21 protein-coding genes, 2 tRNA genes and 1 pseudogene are annotated in these 18053 nt (G+C 64.0%); 20 read left to right on the top strand and 4 right to left on the bottom strand.

Annotated elements, in window-relative coordinates:
- Nucleotides 1-3 precede the first annotated feature (3 nt).
- From rph to AC1D1N_RS04120, 6 genes and pseudogenes are all read left to right on the top strand, one after another.
- Nucleotides 4-720, top strand: a complete 717-nt coding sequence (gene rph, locus AC1D1N_RS04145) for a ribonuclease PH (RefSeq protein WP_023672052.1) — start codon at nucleotides 4-6, stop codon at nucleotides 718-720.
- Nucleotides 721-910: 190 nt separating this feature from the next.
- Nucleotides 911-1321 carry a VOC family protein gene (locus tag AC1D1N_RS04140; protein ID WP_477346778.1) on the top strand — a complete coding sequence of 137 codons (411 nt, stop codon included), beginning with the start codon at nucleotides 911-913 and terminating at the stop codon, nucleotides 1319-1321.
- Nucleotides 1321-1968, top strand: coding sequence for an RdgB/HAM1 family non-canonical purine NTP pyrophosphatase (gene rdgB / locus AC1D1N_RS04135; protein ID WP_477346776.1), 648 nt, complete (start codon nucleotides 1321-1323; stop codon nucleotides 1966-1968). The genes AC1D1N_RS04140 and rdgB overlap by 1 nt, the downstream gene beginning before the upstream one ends.
- Entirely contained in the window at nucleotides 1968-3125 is a 1158-nt protein-coding gene (gene hemW, locus AC1D1N_RS04130; protein ID WP_477346774.1) for a radical SAM family heme chaperone HemW, read from the top strand. The genes rdgB and hemW overlap by 1 nt, the downstream gene beginning before the upstream one ends.
- Before the next feature lie 118 nt (nucleotides 3126-3243).
- Complete coding sequence (locus AC1D1N_RS04125) at nucleotides 3244-3567, top strand: hypothetical protein (RefSeq protein WP_477346772.1); 324 nt, start codon at nucleotides 3244-3246, stop codon at nucleotides 3565-3567.
- Between the two features lie 3 nt (nucleotides 3568-3570).
- Nucleotides 3571-3895: pseudogene (locus AC1D1N_RS04120) on the top strand (low molecular weight protein tyrosine phosphatase family protein).
- A 233-nt stretch (nucleotides 3896-4128) separates the two neighbouring features.
- Here the strand turns inward: AC1D1N_RS04120 and AC1D1N_RS04115 are convergent.
- Both AC1D1N_RS04115 and AC1D1N_RS04110 read right to left on the bottom strand, forming a co-directional pair.
- Complete coding sequence (locus AC1D1N_RS04115) at nucleotides 4129-4317, bottom strand: hypothetical protein (RefSeq protein ID WP_477346770.1); 189 nt, start codon at nucleotides 4315-4317, stop codon at nucleotides 4129-4131.
- Nucleotides 4318-4324: 7 nt separating this feature from the next.
- Nucleotides 4325-4516, bottom strand: coding sequence for a hypothetical protein (locus AC1D1N_RS04110; protein WP_352583057.1), 192 nt, complete (start codon nucleotides 4514-4516; stop codon nucleotides 4325-4327).
- A gap of 188 nt (nucleotides 4517-4704) precedes the next feature.
- Between AC1D1N_RS04110 and rsmI the strand changes: the two genes are divergently transcribed.
- Entirely contained in the window at nucleotides 4705-5613 is a 909-nt protein-coding gene (rsmI, locus tag AC1D1N_RS04105; RefSeq protein ID WP_477346768.1) for a 16S rRNA (cytidine(1402)-2'-O)-methyltransferase, read from the top strand.
- On the top strand, nucleotides 5606-5983 hold the full coding sequence (locus tag AC1D1N_RS04100; RefSeq protein WP_162739130.1) for a YraN family protein: 378 nt from the start codon (nucleotides 5606-5608) through the stop codon (nucleotides 5981-5983). Before rsmI ends, AC1D1N_RS04100 begins: the two co-directional genes overlap by 8 nt.
- 99 nt (nucleotides 5984-6082) lie before the next feature.
- Here the strand turns inward: AC1D1N_RS04100 and AC1D1N_RS04095 are convergent, their stop codons facing one another.
- Entirely contained in the window at nucleotides 6083-6889 is an 807-nt protein-coding gene (locus AC1D1N_RS04095; RefSeq protein WP_436262214.1) for an undecaprenyl-diphosphate phosphatase, read from the bottom strand.
- Nucleotides 6890-7058: 169 nt separating this feature from the next.
- On the opposite strand from AC1D1N_RS04095, the gene AC1D1N_RS04090 reads away from it, so the two are divergent.
- The 9 genes from AC1D1N_RS04090 to AC1D1N_RS04050 all read left to right on the top strand — a co-directional run bounded on the left by AC1D1N_RS04090 (nucleotide 7059) and on the right by AC1D1N_RS04050 (nucleotide 15826).
- A complete protein-coding gene (locus tag AC1D1N_RS04090; protein WP_352557875.1) occupies nucleotides 7059-7751 on the top strand; it encodes a glutathione S-transferase family protein in 693 nt (230 codons plus the stop codon).
- Entirely contained in the window at nucleotides 7732-8886 is a 1155-nt protein-coding gene (gene queG / locus AC1D1N_RS04085; RefSeq protein WP_477346765.1) for a tRNA epoxyqueuosine(34) reductase QueG, read from the top strand. The genes AC1D1N_RS04090 and queG overlap by 20 nt, the downstream gene beginning before the upstream one ends.
- Nucleotides 8883-9785, top strand: coding sequence for an SDR family oxidoreductase (locus tag AC1D1N_RS04080; RefSeq protein WP_477346763.1), 903 nt, complete (start codon nucleotides 8883-8885; stop codon nucleotides 9783-9785). Before queG ends, AC1D1N_RS04080 begins: the two co-directional genes overlap by 4 nt.
- 64 nt (nucleotides 9786-9849) lie before the next feature.
- Entirely contained in the window at nucleotides 9850-10947 is a 1098-nt protein-coding gene (gene mepA, locus AC1D1N_RS04075; RefSeq protein WP_477346761.1) for a penicillin-insensitive murein endopeptidase, read from the top strand.
- A gap of 82 nt (nucleotides 10948-11029) precedes the next feature.
- Nucleotides 11030-12058 carry a glucokinase gene (locus AC1D1N_RS04070; RefSeq protein ID WP_477347372.1) on the top strand — a complete coding sequence of 343 codons (1029 nt, stop codon included), beginning with the start codon at nucleotides 11030-11032 and terminating at the stop codon, nucleotides 12056-12058.
- A gap of 157 nt (nucleotides 12059-12215) precedes the next feature.
- Nucleotides 12216-14075 (top strand): ABC transporter ATP-binding protein, encoded by a 1860-nt coding sequence (locus AC1D1N_RS04065; RefSeq protein WP_436262210.1) that lies wholly within the window; start codon nucleotides 12216-12218, stop codon nucleotides 14073-14075.
- Nucleotides 14072-14893 (top strand): 4-hydroxy-tetrahydrodipicolinate reductase, encoded by an 822-nt coding sequence (gene dapB / locus AC1D1N_RS04060; RefSeq protein ID WP_477346759.1) that lies wholly within the window; start codon nucleotides 14072-14074, stop codon nucleotides 14891-14893. The genes AC1D1N_RS04065 and dapB overlap by 4 nt, the downstream gene beginning before the upstream one ends.
- A 95-nt stretch (nucleotides 14894-14988) precedes the next feature.
- Complete coding sequence (locus tag AC1D1N_RS04055) at nucleotides 14989-15609, top strand: 2,3-bisphosphoglycerate-dependent phosphoglycerate mutase (RefSeq protein WP_352557881.1); 621 nt, start codon at nucleotides 14989-14991, stop codon at nucleotides 15607-15609.
- A 132-nt stretch (nucleotides 15610-15741) separates the two neighbouring features.
- Nucleotides 15742-15826, top strand: a tRNA-Leu gene (locus tag AC1D1N_RS04050).
- A 161-nt stretch (nucleotides 15827-15987) separates the two neighbouring features.
- Here AC1D1N_RS04050 and AC1D1N_RS04045 read toward each other — a convergent pair.
- Entirely contained in the window at nucleotides 15988-16731 is a 744-nt protein-coding gene (locus tag AC1D1N_RS04045) for a cation efflux transmembrane domain-containing protein (RefSeq protein ID WP_477346757.1), read from the bottom strand.
- A gap of 64 nt (nucleotides 16732-16795) precedes the next feature.
- Between AC1D1N_RS04045 and AC1D1N_RS04040 the strand changes: the two genes are divergently transcribed.
- The 3 genes from AC1D1N_RS04040 to AC1D1N_RS04030 all read left to right on the top strand — a co-directional run bounded on the left by AC1D1N_RS04040 (nucleotide 16796) and on the right by AC1D1N_RS04030 (nucleotide 17884).
- The gene (locus AC1D1N_RS04040; protein ID WP_477346755.1) at nucleotides 16796-17221 is read left to right on the top strand and encodes a MerR family transcriptional regulator; all 426 of its coding nucleotides are present in this window, start codon (nucleotides 16796-16798) and stop codon (nucleotides 17219-17221) included.
- A 51-nt stretch (nucleotides 17222-17272) separates the two neighbouring features.
- Nucleotides 17273-17351: transfer RNA gene (locus tag AC1D1N_RS04035), tRNA-Leu, on the top strand.
- Nucleotides 17352-17548: 197 nt separating this feature from the next.
- Complete coding sequence (locus tag AC1D1N_RS04030) at nucleotides 17549-17884, top strand: hypothetical protein (protein ID WP_477346753.1); 336 nt, start codon at nucleotides 17549-17551, stop codon at nucleotides 17882-17884.
- The last annotated feature ends 169 nt before the right edge of the window (nucleotides 17885-18053 follow it).

The raw sequence follows: 18053 nt of genomic DNA, 5'->3' as shown, positions 1-18053 counted from the left end.
TCGATGCGCCCCTCCAAACGCCAAGCCGACGAAATGCGCGCCATCTCCTTCGAGCGCGGCGTGTCCAAACACGCCGAAGGCTCGTGCCTGGTGAAATTCGGCGACACGCATGTTCTGTGCACGGCGAGCCTGGAGGAAAAGGTGCCGGGCTGGATGCGCAATTCCGGCAAGGGCTGGGTGACGGCTGAATACGGCATGCTGCCGCGCTCGACCGGCGAACGCATGCGCCGTGAAGCTTCTGCCGGCAAACAAGGCGGCCGCACGCTGGAGATCCAGCGGCTGATCGGCCGTTCGCTGCGCGCGGTCGTGGACCTGCAGGCGCTTGGCGAACAGCAGATCACCGTCGACTGCGACGTCATCCAGGCCGATGGCGGCACCCGCACGGCCTCGATCACCGGCGGCTGGGTGGCGCTCTACGATTGCCTGCGCTGGATGGAAGCACGGCAGATGGCCAGCGTTGCCAAAGTGCTGAAAGACCATGTCGCGGCGATTTCCTGCGGCATCCATGACGGCCAGCCGGTCATCGATCTCGACTATATCGAGGATTCGTCGGCCGGCACCGACGCCAATTTCGTCATGACCGGCAAGGGTGGCATCGTCGAGATCCAGGGCACCGCCGAGGGCGAGCCTTTCTCCGAAGGGCAGTTCGCGGAGCTGATGGGTCTGGCCAAGAAGGGCATCCAAAGGTTGGTGAGTTTGCAGCAGATGGCTGTGGCCTGATTGAATTTACTGCGATGACGTCGGCGATCCTTCACACCCCCCTCTGGCCTGCCGGCCATCTCCCCCGCAAGGGGGGAGATCAGAGGTCGCTACCGTTTTTGCCAACCATCAACGTTGAGACGCTGCCAGCGGAACTGCCAATCTCCCCCCTTGCGGGGGAGATGCCCGGCAGGGCAGAGGGGGGTGCCTCGTGACTCCTTCTGCTGTTTTGGAATCCGCTCTCTACGTCACCGATCTCGCCGCCGCCGAAGCGTTCTACCGCGACATCCTCGGCCTCGACCTCCTCGGCAAAGTCGACGGCCGCCATCTCTTCTTCCGCTGCGGCGCCGGCGTTTTGCTGATCTTCAACGCCGAGGCGACCAAAATCCCGCCGGCACCGGATGCGCGGCTGAAAGTGCCGCCGCACGGCACGGTCGGCGAGGGCCATCTCTGCTTTGCGGCAAGCGCGGATGAACTCGGGCGCTGGAAGGCGCAACTTGAGGCGAAAAACATCGCCATCGAAAGCGAATTCGAATGGCCGCAAGGCGGGCGTTCGATCTACATACGCGACCCCTCGGGCAATTCGATCGAATTCGCCGAGCCACGGATCTGGGGCCTTTGATGCATTCTCTCGATGGAAAGAAGATCGTCGTCGCCAGCCACAATGCAGGCAAGCTGCGCGAATTCGCCGATTTGATGGGTCCGTTCGGCTTCGAGGCGAAGTCGGCCAAGGACTACGGCCTGCCGGAGCCGGACGAGACCGGCACCACTTTCGAGGAAAACGCCTATATCAAGGCCTTTGCCGCGGCTGAAGCCACTGGCCTGCCGGCGCTGTCGGACGATTCGGGCCTCTGCGTCGACGCGCTCGACGGCGCACCCGGCGTATACACCGCCAACTGGGCCGAAACCCCGGGAGGCACCCGCGATTTCGGCATGGCCATGCAGCGCACCGAAGTGGCCTTGCAGGAGGTCGGCGCGGCCGAGCCCAAGCAACGAACAGGCCGCTTTGTCGCCGTCATCTGCCTCGCCTTCCCAGATGGCGAAGCCGAATATTATCGAGGCGAGGCCGAGGGAACGCTGGTGTGGCCGCCGCGCGGCGAGCTCGGCTTCGGCTACGACCCGGTGTTTCTACCCGACGGTTTCGACAAGACGTTCGGCGAGATGAGCGCCGAGGAGAAGCATGGCTGGAAGCCCGGCCAGCCAACGGCGCTGTCGCACCGCGCCCGCGCCTTCCAGAAATTCGCCCGCGCCAGGTTAGGCTCAGCCTGATGCCGCTGGACCGCAGCCCGGGCTTCGGCGTCTACATCCATTGGCCGTTCTGCGCGGCCAAATGCCCGTATTGCGACTTCAACAGCCATGTCCGCCACCAGCCGGTCGACCAGCAGCGCTTTGCCCGCGCCTTCGAGACCGAGCTCGCGACGATGCGCGGGCGCACCGGGCCGCGCGAAGTGACCAGCATCTTTCTCGGCGGCGGCACGCCGTCGCTGATGCAGCCGCAGACGGTGGCGGCGGTGCTCGACGCCGTGGCCAAGAACTGGACCGTGCCCGATGGCATTGAGGTGACGCTGGAAGCCAATCCGTCCTCGGTCGAGGCTGAGCGTTTTCGCGGCTACCGCGCCGCCGGCGTCAACCGGGTGTCGCTCGGCGTGCAGGCGCTGAACGACAAGGATTTGCGTTTTCTCGGCCGGCTGCACAATGTCGAGGAAGCACTGCATGCCATCGGGCTGGCGCGTGAGATTTTTCCGCGGCTTTCCTTCGACCTGATCTATGCCCGTCCCGGCCAGACGCTGGACGCATGGCAAGCGGAGCTCGAACAGGCGATCGGCCACGCCGCCGATCATCTGTCGCTCTACCAGCTGACCATCGAGGAAGGCACGCCGTTCCACGCGCTGCATGCGGCGCACAAATTCACCATTCCCGACAATGATCGGGCAGCCGATCTCTACGCGCTGACGCAAGAGGTGAGCGCAGCGCATGGTTTGCCGGCTTACGAGATTTCCAACCACGCCCGGCCAGGCGCCGAAAGCCGGCACAATCTGACCTACTGGCGCTATGGCGAATATGTCGGCGTCGGGCCGGGCGCGCATGGCCGTTTCATCGAGAACGGCCACCGCACCGTCACCATCGCCGAGCGGATGCCGGAGACCTGGGCCAATCTGGTCGAGGCCAAGGGCCATGGCGTCACCGGCGGCGAAGTCTTGACGCGTTCGGAGGAGGCCGACGAGTTCCTGCTGATGGGGTTGCGGCTCGCCGAAGGCATCGACCTTACCCGCTACGAGGCGTTTTCCGGGCGCGGCTTGTCCAGCGCGCGGCTGTCGGTGCTGCAGGACGAGGGGCTGGTGGCGCCGATCGGCAATGCAAGGCTGCGCGCCACGCCGGCCGGCATGATCGTGCTCGACGCCGTGGTGGCGGATCTGGCGCGGTAAGCCCACAGGCCAAGTGGCTGGTCTGTGGTGGACGATTTATCGGCTCCAGTAAGGATGCTAGAAGTTCGGCTTGTTGAGCCGAAGGCGTGCCCGCGCCGTATCCGAGATGAGCCCTTCGATGAAGTTCCTGATCCACGAGACCTTGATGACATTGAACACGGATGATGTGTTCGAGTTTGGATTGACCGAAATCTTGAGATCTCCAGAGCATGACGACCTCTTTGAGGCTCAGGCGATTTTCATCAGAAACGCAACGGTCACATCGAAACTAAAATTGTCCCACTTGAGCGAATTCAGCGTTGTCCTCAGTTTCATAACATATATTGGAAATAAGCTTCGCGGGATCGCCAAGGATGAGTTGTTCGAGTTTGATCTGAATGGACTCACATTTGATCAGTACATCCCTCTCAGCAAAAATCAGCGTGATATCTGGGATGAGTAGTCGGTGAGGAACGTTCTCTTCGTCTGCAGCCAGAACCGGTTGCGCAGCCCGACTGCCGAGCACGTGTTTTCCCAAGCGCAGGGACATCGAGGTCGCCTCAGCCGGCACCAATCACGACGCCGACACGCCGCTGACGCATGAACTGGTGGCCTGGGCGGACATCATCTTCGTCATGGAAAAGGCGCACCGCACCAAATTGCAGAAGAAATTCAAGGCGAGCCTGAAGAAGGCGCGGGTGGTCTGCCTCGACATCCCTGATGACTATGAATTCATGGATCCGGAACTGGTGCGTCTGTTGGAGGTGCGCGTTTCGCGGTATCTCGGTTGAACAAGATGCGGGGCGTTGGCATCCATGCCTTCGTCATCCTTGGGCTTGACCCGAGGATCCATGCCGCGACCTTAGCCTAGTCTAGGAATTCGGCAGAACAGAATTCTGGACCGTTGCGACGCTTTGATGTCACGGCATGGATCCTATGGTCTGCGCCGCGTCGCTACGCTCCTTGCTTCGCCATAGGATGACGAAGGATCAACCGTCTCGCCCAACCGCAAAGGTCTGTGGGATCAAGCGTCGTGCTTGAAGCGGCGCTTGCCACGGTGCTTTTCGGTATGCGCGTCGCCGGGTCGGGCCGGCTTGGCGTCGGCCTTGTCGCGGCGGACGCTGTGCTGGTCGTTCATCGGATGCGGCGGCACGCCTTCTCTGGCGCTCTTGGTTTCAAGACGGGTGATGAAGATATCGAAGCGATTGGGCATCGTCCGGTCAGTGCTCCGTCGTGCTGCTTGGCTGGGGCTGATTGTCGGAAAGCCTGACATTCGTCGGCAAGGGGGTGGTGGCCCGCCTGGTCAGGCTGGTCTCGCTCTTGGCGAGCAGACGCTTGTCCTTTGGCGCGGGCACGCGGTTGCGCCCGGCATAGTAGGGCTCGAAAACGTCCTGCAATTTGAGGCTGTCCATCCTGTCCTCCTCCTCAAGAGACTCAGGTATTCAATCCGCCGGCCACGGTTTCGTTCCCCACTATGGCAAAGACATGGCGGCCGGATTACATCGGCGTCAGGTTTGGGGCGGTCAGGTTGAGGCGGGACGCCGGGCTTTTGCAACCGCGCCTGCGCCGTGCCAAACAGGGCTGAACGGAGATGTGAGCGGTGACCGGCGAAAAACGCAGCTATGTGATCGGCCAGACCGAGATGCCGGCCCGACCGCTCGAGCCGGCGCTCTATCTGGTGGCGACGCCGATCGGCAATCTCTCCGACATCACGCTGCGCGCGCTGGAAACGCTGGCCGCCGCCGACATCGTCGCCTGCGAGGACACCCGCGTCTCGCGCGTGCTGCTCGACCGCTACGGCATCCGCCGCCGTACCACCGCCTATCACGAGCACAATGCCGGCGAGGCCGGGCCGAAGCTGATCGCAGCGCTGGAGGCCGGGCAGAGCGTGGCGCTGATCTCGGACGCCGGCACGCCGCTGATCTCCGATCCCGGCTACCGGCTGGTCGGCGAGGCGCAGGAGCGCGGCCTGCGCGTCGTGCCGATCCCGGGTCCGTCGGCGCCGCTGGCGGCGTTGACGGCGTCGGGCCTGCCGTCCGACGCCTTCCTGTTCGCCGGGTTTTTGCCGGTGAAATCAGGGCAGCGGCTGACCAAGCTGGAAACCTTCAGGGCGGTGCCGGCGACGCTGATCTTCTTCGAATCGCCACGCCGGCTGGCCGAAACGCTGGCTGCCATGGTCGAGGCGCTGGGTGGCGAGCGCAAGGCAGCCATCGGCCGCGAGCTGACCAAGACCTTTGAGGAGATGCGGACGGGCACGCTGCAGGCGCTGGCCGACCACTATGCGGCGGCCGACACGCCGAAGGGCGAGATCGTCATCTGTGTCGGCCCCGCCGAGGTCAAGGCCGACCAACCCGCCGACATCGACCGGCTGCTTCTGTCGCTGGCCGCCGAAATGCCGGCTTCCAAGGCGGCGGCGGAAGCGGCGAAGATGACCGGCGGGCAGAAGCAGGCGCTGTACCGGCGGCTGCTTGAGCTCAGGGATGCCGCTGGAGAAGGCGAAGGTGGCTGAGCGCCCGAGCGCCAGCCGCCAAAAGGCCTATCGGCGCGGCCATCGCGGCGAGTGGCTGGCGGCAGCGGCGCTGATGCTGAAGGGCTACCGCATTCTTGCGCGCCGCCATCGCACGCGCTTCGGTGAAATCGACTTGATCGCCAGGCGCGGCGACCTCGTGCTGTTCGTCGAGGTCAAGGCGCGGCGCACGCTGATGGAAGCGATGGAGGCGATCGGCCATGAATCCGAGCGCCGCATCGAGGGCGCCGCCGACATCTGGCTGTCGCGGCAGCCGGATTACGGAAAGCTGTCGATGCGGTTCGACATGGTGGCGGTGCTGCCCTGGCGCTGGCCGGTGCACGTGGAGAATGCGTTTTATGGGAGGAGTTGAGGGGCTAATGACAGGCGTTGCTCGCCCTTCGCTGGCTCAGGGCGTTCGTCGTTCGGAAAGCCAAGCAATTGGCTTTCCGTCCGCTTCGCGGACCACTCCTCACCCCCAAATCATCAACGCCACCAAGCCCACACCACCCACCACCAGGCGCCACCAGCCGAACAGCGAGTAGCCGTTGCGCGAGACGTAATCGAGCAGGAAGCGGACGACGATCAGCGCGGTGACGAAGGCGGCGACGAAGCCGATGGCGATGATCGGCAGGTCGGCCGTGGTCAGCACATTGCGGTTCTTGAACAGGTCGAAGGCGAAGGCGCCGACCATGGTCGGGATGGCAAGGAAGAAGGAGAATTCCGCCGCCGCGCGCTTGTCGACGCCCAGAAGCAGCGCGCCGACGATGGTCGAACCGGAGCGCGACGTGCCGGGGATCAGCGACAGGCACTGGAACAGGCCGATCTGCAGATAGAGCCGGGTCGGGAAGCGTTCGACGTCGCGGTAGACGGGCTTGAGGTTCATGCGGTCGACCGCCAGCAGCACGACGCCGCCGATGATCAGCATGATGCAGATCAGCCGCGGCGATTCGAACAGGATGGTCTTGATGAAATCATGCGCCAGCGCGCCGATGATGGCCGCCGGCAGGAAGGCGATCAGGATGCCGAGGACGAAATGCCGCGTCAGCCGGTCATGCGGCAGGTCGAGCAGCATTTGCCACAGGCGGCGGAAATAGACGCTGAGGATCGCCAGGATGGCGCCGAGCTGGATCAGGATCTCGAAGGCCTTGCCTGTGGAATGGAAGCCGAGGAAATGGCCGGCAAGCAGGATATGGCCGGTCGAGGACACCGGGATGAACTCGGTCAGCCCCTCGAGCAGGCCGAGCAGCAGGGCTTCGACAATGGTGTGGCTATCCATGGCAACCTCGGCATTCAAGTGACGGAAGGAAACGGCTTGCAAAAGGGCTTGCTTGTCACGGCGCGGAAGTCCCCCTATAGGTCGCAACACCGTGACGGCCGCATGACGGGCCGCCAAGACTTACCGGTGCGCCCTGCGATTCGCCAGTGCGCTGAATTATCGCGGAACCATGCTGACGCTTTTCCATCACCCGATGTTCGCCACCTGCCGCTTCGTTCGCCTCGCCTTTGGCGAGTATGGCGAGGAGCTGGCGCTGATCGAGGAAAAACCGTGGACGCGGCGCAAGGAGTTCCTGGCGCTGAACCCGGCCGGCACCTTGCCGATCCTGCTTGCCGAGGGCGACGTGCCGATCGTCGGCGCCATGGTGATTGCCGAATATCTCGACGAGACGCGCGGTGTGCTGAAGCGCGACAAGAGGCTGTTTGCCGAAGACCCGATGCAGCGCGCCGAAATCCGCCGGCTGACCGACTGGTATCTCAACAAAGCTGAGGGCGAAGTGACCAGGCATCTGGTGCGCGAACGCGTGCTGAAGCCGATCATGCCGGAGACGGCGGGCGGCGGTTCGCCCGATTCTGGCGCGATCCGGGCCGCGCGCGCCAACATCCGCCAGCATATGAAATACACCAACTGGCTGGCCGGCACCCGCCACTGGCTGGCCGGCAGCAAGGTGACCTATGCCGACCTGGCAGCGGCGGCGACGCTGTCGGTGCTGGATTATCTCGGCGAGATCGACTGGCGCGAGCATGCCGCGGCGCGCGAATGGTACACGCGGGTGAAATCGCGGCCGTCGTTCCGGCCGCTGCTCTCCGACCGGGTGCGCGGCCTGTCGCCGGTGTCGCATTATGCGGACCTCGACTTCTAAACGCGAAACCCTGCGCGCGCTGATCGACGCGGAGGCGCGGCGCGCCGGCTTCGATGCGGTGGCCGTCACCACGCCTGACTCGATCCCGCTGGCGCCGGGACGGCTCGCCGAATTCGTCGCCGACGGTTTTCATGGCTCGATGGCGTGGATCGCCGAGACGCTCGAGCGCCGCAGCGAACCGTCGACGCTGTGGCCCGAAGTACGCTCGATCATCGTGCTGGCGATGAATTACGGCCCCGACCATGATCCGCGTGCGCTGCAGGGAAGACGCGACCGCGGCGCGATCTCGGTCTATGCTCAGAACCGCGACTATCACGAGGTGATGAAGGGAAGGCTGAAGGAGATTGCCGGCAAGATCGTGGCGCGGGCCGGCGGCGACGTGAAGGTGTTCGTCGACACCGCGCCGGTGATGGAAAAGCCGCTGGCCGAGGCCGCCGGGCTCGGCTGGCAAGGCAAGCACACCAATCTGGTCAGCCGCGAGCACGGCTCGTGGCTGTTTCTCGGCACCATCTTCACCACCGCCGAGCTTGAGCCCAATGCCCCCGACGAGGACCATTGCGGCTCCTGCCGCGCCTGTCTCGATGCCTGCCCGACGGATGCCTTTCCCGCGCCCTACCGGCTCGATGCCAGGCGATGCATTTCGTACCTGACCATTGAGAACAAGGGGCCGATCCCGCTCGAATTCCGCGAAAAGATCGGCAACCGCATCTATGGCTGCGACGATTGCCTCGCCGCCTGCCCGTGGAACAAGTTCGCCCGCGCCGCCTCGGAGGCAAAACTCGCCGCGCGCGACGAATTGCGCGAGCCGGCGCTGGCGGAGCTGTTGCAGCTGGACGATGCCACGTTCCGGTCTTTCTTCTCGGGCTCGCCGATCAAACGCATCGGCCGCGACCGCTTTGTCCGCAACGTGCTGATCGCCGCCGGCAATTCCGGGGATTTTTCGCTGGCCAGTTCGGTGCGCGCATTGCTGAGCGATCCGTCTCCGCTGGTGCGCGGCGCGGCCATCTGGGCGCTGGCGCGGCTGGTGCCAGAGGCTGAATTTGCCGAGTTGGCTGCAGCCGGCTCGAAAACCGAAACCGACGCGACAGTGCGCGACGAATGGCTGTCCGCGCTGCCAACAGAGGCGCATGCATGAGCGAAAAGCAGATCTTCATCTTCGGCGCCGGCTATTCCGGCAAGGCCTTTGCCGGGGCCAACAAGGAAAAGGCGAGGATTTTCGGCACCACGCGCACGCCGGAAAAGGTCGAATCGCTCAAACAGGCCGGCATTGCGCCACTGCTGTTCGATGGTGCACTGACACCTGAGGTTGGCGAGGCGCTGGAGAATACCACGCATCTGATCGTCTCCGTGGCGCCGGAGGAGGCCGGCGACCCGGTGCTCAACGCCGCGCGCCTGGCGATAACAGCGATGCCCGCCCTTCGCTGGATCGGCTACCTCTCCACCGTCGGTGTCTATGGCGACTATGGCGGCGGCTGGGTCGACGAGACGGCGGCATGCCGGCCGATGTCGAAGCGCTCGGTGATGCGGGTGGATGCCGAGCAGGATTGGCTGGAGCTTGGCCGCGAGATCGGCAAGCCGGTGGCGATCCTGCGGCTTTCCGGCATTTACGGGCCGGGTCGCAATGCGCTGGTCAATCTGGAAAACGGCACCGCGCGGCGGCTGGTCAAGCCCGGCCAGGTGTTCAACCGTATCCATTGCGACGACATTGCCGGTGCGCTGTGGCATCTCGTCGACGGCAATACGGGCGGCATTTTCAACGTAACCGATGACGAGCCGGCGCCGCCGCAGGATGTCGTCAGCTATGCCGCTTCGCTGATGGGCGTCGAACCGCCGCCGGAAATTCCTTTCGAGACCGCCCAACTTTCGCCCATGGCGCGGTCCTTCTATGGCGAGAACAAGCGCGTCGCCAACACAGCGATCAAGGCGGCCGGCTATCGGTTCCGCTTTCCGGACTACCGCCAGGCATTCGACCGGATGTGGGCTGACGGGAGCTGGCGCGATGGCGAGCCGCGTAGCCCGATCAAGGGTGGATAATCGAAACGCGGCGCCGGGCGTGCTATGATTCGCTTGAATTGGCGGCCTGCAGCAGAGGGGGCTCATGACGATTTCGATGCGATCCTTGCCCGGCAGGCGCCCGTTCTTGAAGGCGGCGCTGGCGATCGTTGCCTTGGCCGGGCTGGCGGCGGGCGCAATCACGGCCGAGCCGCGGGCAAAAGACCTGTTCGGCGCCAAGAAGCTGCCGGCGGTGGCCGCGGCGCAATCCTTCGGCTTCTACTCCAAGGGCTGCTTCACCGGCGGCGTCGCCATTCCGATGGATGGTCAGAACTGGGAGGTGATGCGTCCCTCGCGCAACCGCCGCTGGGGCCATCCGACGATGATCGCGCTGATCGAAAAACTGTCGCGCGATGCCGCCGCCGACGGCTGGCCGGGGCTTTTGATCGGCGATATCTCGCAACCGCGCGGCGGCCCGATGCTGACCGGGCATGCCTCGCACCAGATCGGCCTCGACGCCGACATCTGGCTGACACCAATGCCCGACCGCAAGCTCACGACCCAAGAGCGCGAAAACATCAGCGCCACGCTGATGGTCGACGAAAAGACGCATCTGGTGAAGGACAGCCTGTGGAAGCCGATGCACACGCAGCTGCTGAAGCGTGCGGCAAGCTATCCGGAAGTCGAGCGCATCCTGGTCAATCCCGGCATCAAGAAGAAGCTTTGCGACACCGTCACCGGAGACCGTTCCTGGCTGCGCAAGATCCGGCCGTTCTGGGGCCATGACTATCATTTCCATATCCGTATCGGCTGCCAGCCGGGCTCGCCCAACTGCAAGGGACAGGAAGCGACACCAGACGATGACGGCTGCGGCAAGCCGCTGGCCTGGTGGTTCACCGAGGGGCCGTGGAGGCCCAACAAGAACCCGGACGCACCCAAGGCACGCGACGTGATGACGATGGCGAACCTGCCGAAACAATGCCAGTTCGTGCTCGACCAGCCCGATGCCGACTCGGTTGAAGCCGTCACCTATCGCGGCGGCGGCGTGCCGATCGCGGCCAGCGCGCCCGAACCTGATGCGCCTTTGCCGCCCATCAACGGCAACTCGGCGGGCCTGCCAAGCGCCGCTAACGCCTTCACCGCGACGCCGGAGATCGGCATTCCCCTGCCGAGGCGACGGCCGCCGGCAAACGTCGGACAGTAAAGGCGACCTGACGCTTCCCCTTTCCTGGGTCATGCGCTAGTCAATCGATTGAAACGGGCGCAACGGCGTCGCAAAGGGGACGATCAAGAGCATGTCAGGCGACGACGACGCAGCGTTGCGGTTTCCAGTGTTGATCGGCGATATCGGCGGCACCAATGCGCGCTTTTCGATCGTGCTCGATGCGAATTCGGAAGCCGGCGAGCCGCAGATCGTGCAGACGGCCAATTTCAACACCATCGACGAGGCGATCCAGGCGGCGGTGCTCGACCGCTCGTCGGTGCGGCCGAATTCGGCGGTGCTGGCGATCGCCGGGCCGGTCGATGGCGACGAGATCCCGCTCACCAACTGTCCCTGGGTGGTGAAACCGAGGCAGATGTTTTCCAATCTGGGCCTGAGCGACATCGTCGTGCTCAACGATTTCGAGGCGCAGGCGCTGGCCGTCGTGGCGCTCGGCGAAGAGCATATGGAAAAGATCGGCGGCGGCACGCCGGAGGAGAATGCCGGGCGCGTCGTGCTCGGCCCCGGCACCGGGCTCGGCGTCGCCGGGCTGGTCCATGCGCTCAACCATTGGATACCGGTGCCCGGCGAGGGCGGCCATATGGACATCGGCCCGCGCACACCCCGCGATTTCGAGGTGTTCCCGCATATCGAGAAGCTCGAAGGGCGCATTTCAGGCGAACAGATCCTGTGCGGGCGTGGTCTGGTGAATGTCTACCGGGCGGTGGCCAAGGCCGACGGAAAACCTTCTCCCTTCACCACGCCGGCCGAGATCACCGGGGCAGCGTTGGCCAATACCGATGCGGTCGCCGAGGAGGCGCTGGCGCTGTTCGTCACCTGTCTCGGCCGCACCGCCGGCGATCTCGCGCTGGTGTTCATGAGCCGCGGCGGCGTGTTTTTGACCGGCGGCATCGCGCAAAAGATCGTGCCGGCGCTGAAGGAGGGCAATTTCCGCGCCGCCTTCGAGGACAAGGCGCCGCACAGCGCGCTGATGGCCTCGATGCCGGTCTATGTCATCACCCACCCGCTGGCAGCCCTTCTCGGGCTCGCCGCCTATGCCCGCAACCCTTCGCTGTTCGGCGTCCAGACCGCGGGGCGGCGCTGGCGGGCATGATCCGCACCGCAAAAACTGGCGATCAACTCTCAATCGTGAACTGAGCCGCGACGAAGTTTCGCCGCCTTGGCCATAGGCAAGCCACGGCCGGGGCGTTAAGAGGGGGGCCGAATTCCAGCCCGCTCTACCCTGCGGAAACCGACGAAGCGCTGCAGATTTGACACTTCAAAGCCCAAACAGATTGAAGGCGAGACCGGCCGAGGTCACGGCGGTGCTGCGCCGCATCCTGGCTGAAAACAGCCGCGACTATCACTGGTACTATGCCGTCGCCATCATCTGTTCGCTGCTGGTTTCCGGCACGACGGCCTTCAGCGCCTGGATCATGGCGCCGATGGTCAACCAGATATTCTACGAACGGCAGGGCGGCGCCGTTATCTGGATCTGCGCCGGCTTCATGGGCGCCTTCATGATCCGTGGCTTCGCCGGCTACGGCCAGGCGGTGGCGCTGGCCACCATCGGCAACAATCTGGTGGCGCGCTACCAGAGACGCATCTTCGATCATCTGATGAAGCTCGGCGTCGACTTCTTCAACGACACGCGTTCGGGCCGGCTGGCGGCGCAGGTCAATGAGAATGTCGGCGGTATTCGCGACCTTTTGTCGTTGACCATCGTCTCGATCACCCGCGACGCCGTCACGCTGGTCGGCCTTGTCGGCGTCATGATTTACCAGGATCCGGTGCTGTCCCTGAGTTCACTGCTGATCGGACCGCCGCTGATCTGGGCCGTCGTCTACATCACGCGCCGGGTACGCAAGATCAACCGGGAATCCGTGCTGATCAATTCCCGGCTGATCGGGGCCGTGCAGGAGGCCACGCAAGGCATCGCCATCGTCAAGGCCTTCACCATGGAGGAGGAGCTGTCGCGCCGCATTGGCGACCTCGCCGCCAGCGCCGAACAGCGCAGCAACAAGATCGCCCGCGTCTCGGAACGGCTGTCGCCGATTTCCGACATGCTGGCCGGCCTCGCGGTGACTGCGGTCATCGGTTATTCCGGCTATCGGGCACTGGTCCTCGGCCAGCCACCGGGTGCGGTGTTTTCGTTCATCACCGCGCTGATCCTGGCCTATGACCCGGCGCGGCGGCTGGCACGCATGCAGGTCAGCATGGAGCGGGCGCTGGTCAATGCGCGCATGATCTACGAGCTGCTCGACCGCGAGCCGAAGCAAGGCGACGCGCCAGGCGCCACAGAGGCGCATTTCACCACCGGCGCGGTGCGGTTCAACAACGTGTCATTCCGCTATGTCGAGGAAGTGCCGGTGCTGCAGGATCTGAGCTTTACCGCCGCCGCCGGCAAGATGACAGCCATCGTCGGCGCTTCGGGCGCCGGCAAGACGACGCTGGTGGCGCTGCTGCAGCGTTTTTACGATGTCGATGCAGGCACGATCGAAATCGACGGCCAGGACATTTCCAAAGTCACCAAACACTCGCTGCGAAGTTCGATCGCCTATGTCTCGCAGTCGCCCTATCTATTCGAAGGCACCATCCGCGACAACATCAGGTATGGCCGGCTTTCGGCCACCGATGCCGAGATCGAGCAGGCGGCGATCCAGGCCGCGGCCGACGACTTCATCCGCCAGCAGCCGCAAGGCTACGACACGCCGGTCGGCGAAAGCGGCGCGACGCTGTCGGGCGGCCAGCGCCAGCGCGTCTCGATCGCTCGCGCCATCGTGCGTAACGCGCCGATCCTGCTGCTCGACGAAGCGACGTCGGCGCTCGACAACGAGGCCGAAGCCCGCGTCCAGGAAGCGCTCACCCACGTCATGGCCGGCCGCACCACCATCGTGATTGCGCACCGTCTGTCGACCGTGGTCAATGCCGACCACATCATCGTCATGGAGCAGGGCCGGCTGGTCGAGGAAGGCACCCACGCCTCGCTGATGGCCGATCCGCACAGCGTCTATGCCCGCTTCCACCGCGTGCAGGGCAAGAAGGGGCTGGGGCTTGTCGACGACGCCAAGCCAATCCAAACTCCGCTGCCGCGTTCGCGTGGAAAGAAGGTGTTGGGGAGGACCGTATGAGCGAATCCGGCGATATGGGCCTGGTGGTGGTAGGGGCGGCCGGCCGCATGGGCCAGACGCTGATCCGCGCCATCCATTCGATCCCCGGCGCGCGCGTGGTCGGCGCGGTCGAACGCACTGGGTCGCCCTATCTCGGCAAGGATGCAGGCGAACTTGCCGGCATCGGCACTATCAATGTGACGATCTCAGACGACCCGCTGCCGGTGTTCGCCAAGGCCGACGGCGTGCTCGATTTCACCGCTCCGGCCGCTACCGTCGAATTCGCCGGCTACGCCGCGCAGGCGCGCATTGCCCATGTCATCGGCACCACCGGCTGTTCGGCGGAAGACAACGCCAGGATCGAAGCCGCGGCGCGCCACGCGACGATCGTCAAATCCGGCAATATGAGCCTCGGCGTCAATCTGCTGGCAGTGCTGGTGGAACAAGCGGCGCGCGCGCTCGACGCCGACGATTTCGACATCGAGATCCTCGAAATGCACCATAAGCACAAGGTCGACGCGCCGTCGGGTACCGCCTTGCTGCTCGGCGAAGCGGCGGCGGCGGGACGCGGTATTGCGCTTGCCGGCAACGATGCGCGCGCGCGCGACGGCCATACCGGCGTGCGCAAACCTGGAACCATCGGTTTCGCCAGCTTGCGTGGCGGCTCGGTGGTCGGCGACCACAGCGTGATCCTAGCCGGCACCGGCGAGCGCATCACGCTTTCGCATCACGCCGAGGACCGCGCGATCTTTGCCCGCGGTGCTGTGAAGGCGGCGCTTTGGGCTCGCGCGAAGAAGCCTGGACTGTATTCGATGCGGGACGTGCTCGGCCTGAGCTGAGGCATCTATTTTTCTTACGCAATTCCGGACGGAAAACCGCTACACACTTTTCCTGGAATTGCTCAGATCCACCCCACAAACTCGAAGGAGCAAACATGTCGGGAACTCTCGTGCTCGTGCGCCACGGCCAGAGCGAATGGAACCTGAAGAACCTGTTCACCGGCTGGCGCGATGTAGACCTGACCGAGCAGGGCCACAAGGAGGCCAAGGAAGCCGGCCAGAAGCTCAAGGCGCGCGGCCTGAAATTCGACATCGCCTTCACCTCGGCGCTGATCCGGGCGCAGAAGACCTGCCAGCACATTCTCGACGCCGTGGGCCAGAGCGACCTCAAGACGATCCGCGACCAGGCGCTGAACGAGCGCGACTATGGCGACCTCTCCGGCCTCAACAAGGACGACGCGCGCAAGAAGTGGGGCGAAGAGCAGGTGCACATCTGGCGCCGCTCCTACGACGTGCCGCCGCCCGGCGGCGAAAGCCTGAAGGACACCGGCGCCCGCGTCTGGCCGTACTATCTGCACGACATGCAGTCGCATGTGCTGAGGGGCGGCACGGTGTTGGTCGCAGCGCACGGCAATTCGCTCAGGGCGCTGATCATGGCGCTGGACGGCAAGAGCGGCGAGGAGATCGTCAAGCTCGAGCTCGGCACCGGCGTGCCGGTGATCTACAAGCTCAACGCCGATTCCACCGTGGCGTCGAAGGACGTGCTGGAAAACTGAGCCGGCGCGTCGCCGCGGGCGTTTCTTGATTGAGCATGATCTTTTCCGAAAACCGGTTCCCACTTTTCGGGATCATGCTCTGAAAAAGCGCGTTGACACCTGTCGCTTGCCCGCTTACATGAGCCCGCACCAGCCCAGATGGCGGAATTGGTAGACGCGCACGGTTCAGGTCCGTGTTCCGCAAGGAGTGGAGGTTCGAGTCCTCTTCTGGGCACCACCCTTCGCTCTTCGAGCTTCGGGTGGCAGGCCACCCGAAGTCGTTAGACGAAGGAGTGTCCTCCGAAGCCTTGGCGAAGGAGGACTGGTGATGGTTTGATTGAGCCCGCTGGGGCGCATCAATCTTCGTTCAAAAAAGCCCGGTTCGTCCGGGCTTTTTTGTTATTCCGCGGCAGCAAGCTGGCGGCTCTGGCTGTACTCAACCCAGGCCTGTCTCAGGATCTGGACGGACGAGGTCAGGAATATTCCCGCCATCAGCGCGGCGACGACAAGATCCGGCCAAGCGGTGGCTGTGCGCCAGACTCCAACGGCGGCAGCCATCACCACCACATTGCCGATGGCGTCGTTGCGCGAGCAAAGCCAGACCGAGCGGACGTTGGCGTCGCCGTCCTTGTAGGGGCGCAGCAGCAGCACGGAGCCGAGGTTTGCAGCCAGCGCCAGGAAGCCGATGACCCCCATGACCTCCGCGCTCGGAACGCCGAGCACCAGGGTCTGGTAGACCGTCGAACCGAACACCCACAGCGCCATAGCGAACAGAGACAGCCCCTTGAACAAGGCCGCGGTCGCACGTGTTTGCAGGGTTGCACCGATCACGGCGAGGCTCAGGCCATAGGTGGCGGTATCGGCGAGGAAATCCAGGGCGTCGGCCTTGAGCGCTTGCGAGCCGGCGAGCTGGCCGGCGGCCATCTCGGTGAGGAACATCGCGCCGTTGATCGCAATGACCGCCCAAAGCACCCGTTTGTATCGAACGTCCATGCCGTCAAAAACAGTCACTCCGCCCGAGCAGCATGATGCGTTCGGCGCTCCATGACCTGCCGCTTCTGCCCTGTCGGTCCTGGCAGGCAGCACCAAGGGAGGCGGGCCAGCGCAGGTCGTTGTTTCGTGCGCGCAGCAATCGTCAGCCATTGAAAATCTCCATGCTTGCGATCACCTTAGTTCCTCTAGCCACTAGAGGTTCAAGAGGTTTTTCATGGATTTCTCAATCGGCGAACTTTCGCGCCGAACGGCGGTGAAAGTCCCCACCATCCGCTACTATGAGCAGATCGGGCTGCTGCCGGCACCGCCGCGCACCGAAGGGCAGCAGAGACGGTACGAGAAAGCCGCCGTTTCAAGGCTGGCTTTTATCAGACACTCCCGCGAGCTCGGCTTTGAAGTCGAAGCCATTCGCGCGCTCCTGTCACTTCAAGACCATCCGGAGCAATCCTGTGCGACAGCCGATGCAATCGCCAAGGCGCGGCTGGCCGAAATCGAGAGCAGAATCGCCAGTCTAAACGCCCTGCGACTTGAACTGACACGCATGGTCGATGAGTGCGCCTGCTGCAGAGTGGCGGAATGCCAGGTCATCGAGACTCTAGCGGACAGGAGCCATGGACACGGTCCTTTGGCTCTGGGATGAGCTATCCTATGCCGCTTGGGCTCTGCTTAGCGGCTAGCCGTATGCCATATGATGGCGGAATTGGTAGACGCGCACCGTTCAGGTCCGTGTTCCGCAAGGAGTGGAGGTTCGAGTCCTCTTCTGGGCACCAAATTCCCGTTTCGAGCCATTCGATATGGTTCAGACGCCTGACAGAAAGCCCGGTTCGCCGGGCCTTTTTGTTGCCTATGGTTCTGTGGGTGTTAGCGACCTGACGAAAGCCGATCCGTTCGTCCTTCCCGGCGTCAGGGACTGCCCCGAGAATTGAACCCGTTGGCCTCTTGCCTATAAGCGCATGTGGCCCGCGATGTGCTCGACCTCACCAAACAGCGCCAGGTCGAGCAGACCCTCGCGAGCGACTATGACATCGTCATCTTCATGTTCATGGCGGTGTGGCAGCACATTTACGAAAGGCATGGGGCGGGCGTCGCCGAGCGGGTGGCGGTTGATCTTGCAAGACGGTGCGCGGGAACGTTCATTGCCCGAACTGCGCCCCTGGCGCTCGCCGATGCCTTGCCCACATCACGGAACTGGAAGGCTTCGAACTTGCCCGGGAATGGCGAGGCACCCCAGCAAAAGCCGGTGAACGTGTTGACGATCTACAGCCGCGTTCATCTGCAACTCTCGAACGAGAGCGCTCCGTAACAGTATCGTTTTATCGTTAAACAGCCATCGGCGACTTGTATTCTCGACTATTCGCTTTGCCTTTGCGTCGATGCCCATAGATGAAAGGGGCCGACGACTTCGAGAAGCGAATGAGATAAGACCCACCGCGCCGGCACGCACATTGTCGAACCGTGCACCCGCCAATCGA

The sequence above is a fragment of the Mesorhizobium sp. P2_B5 genome (assembly GCF_056404775.1).
The sequence above is the reverse complement of the archived record's forward strand: the minus strand, read 5'-3'. Positions and strand labels throughout refer to the sequence as shown.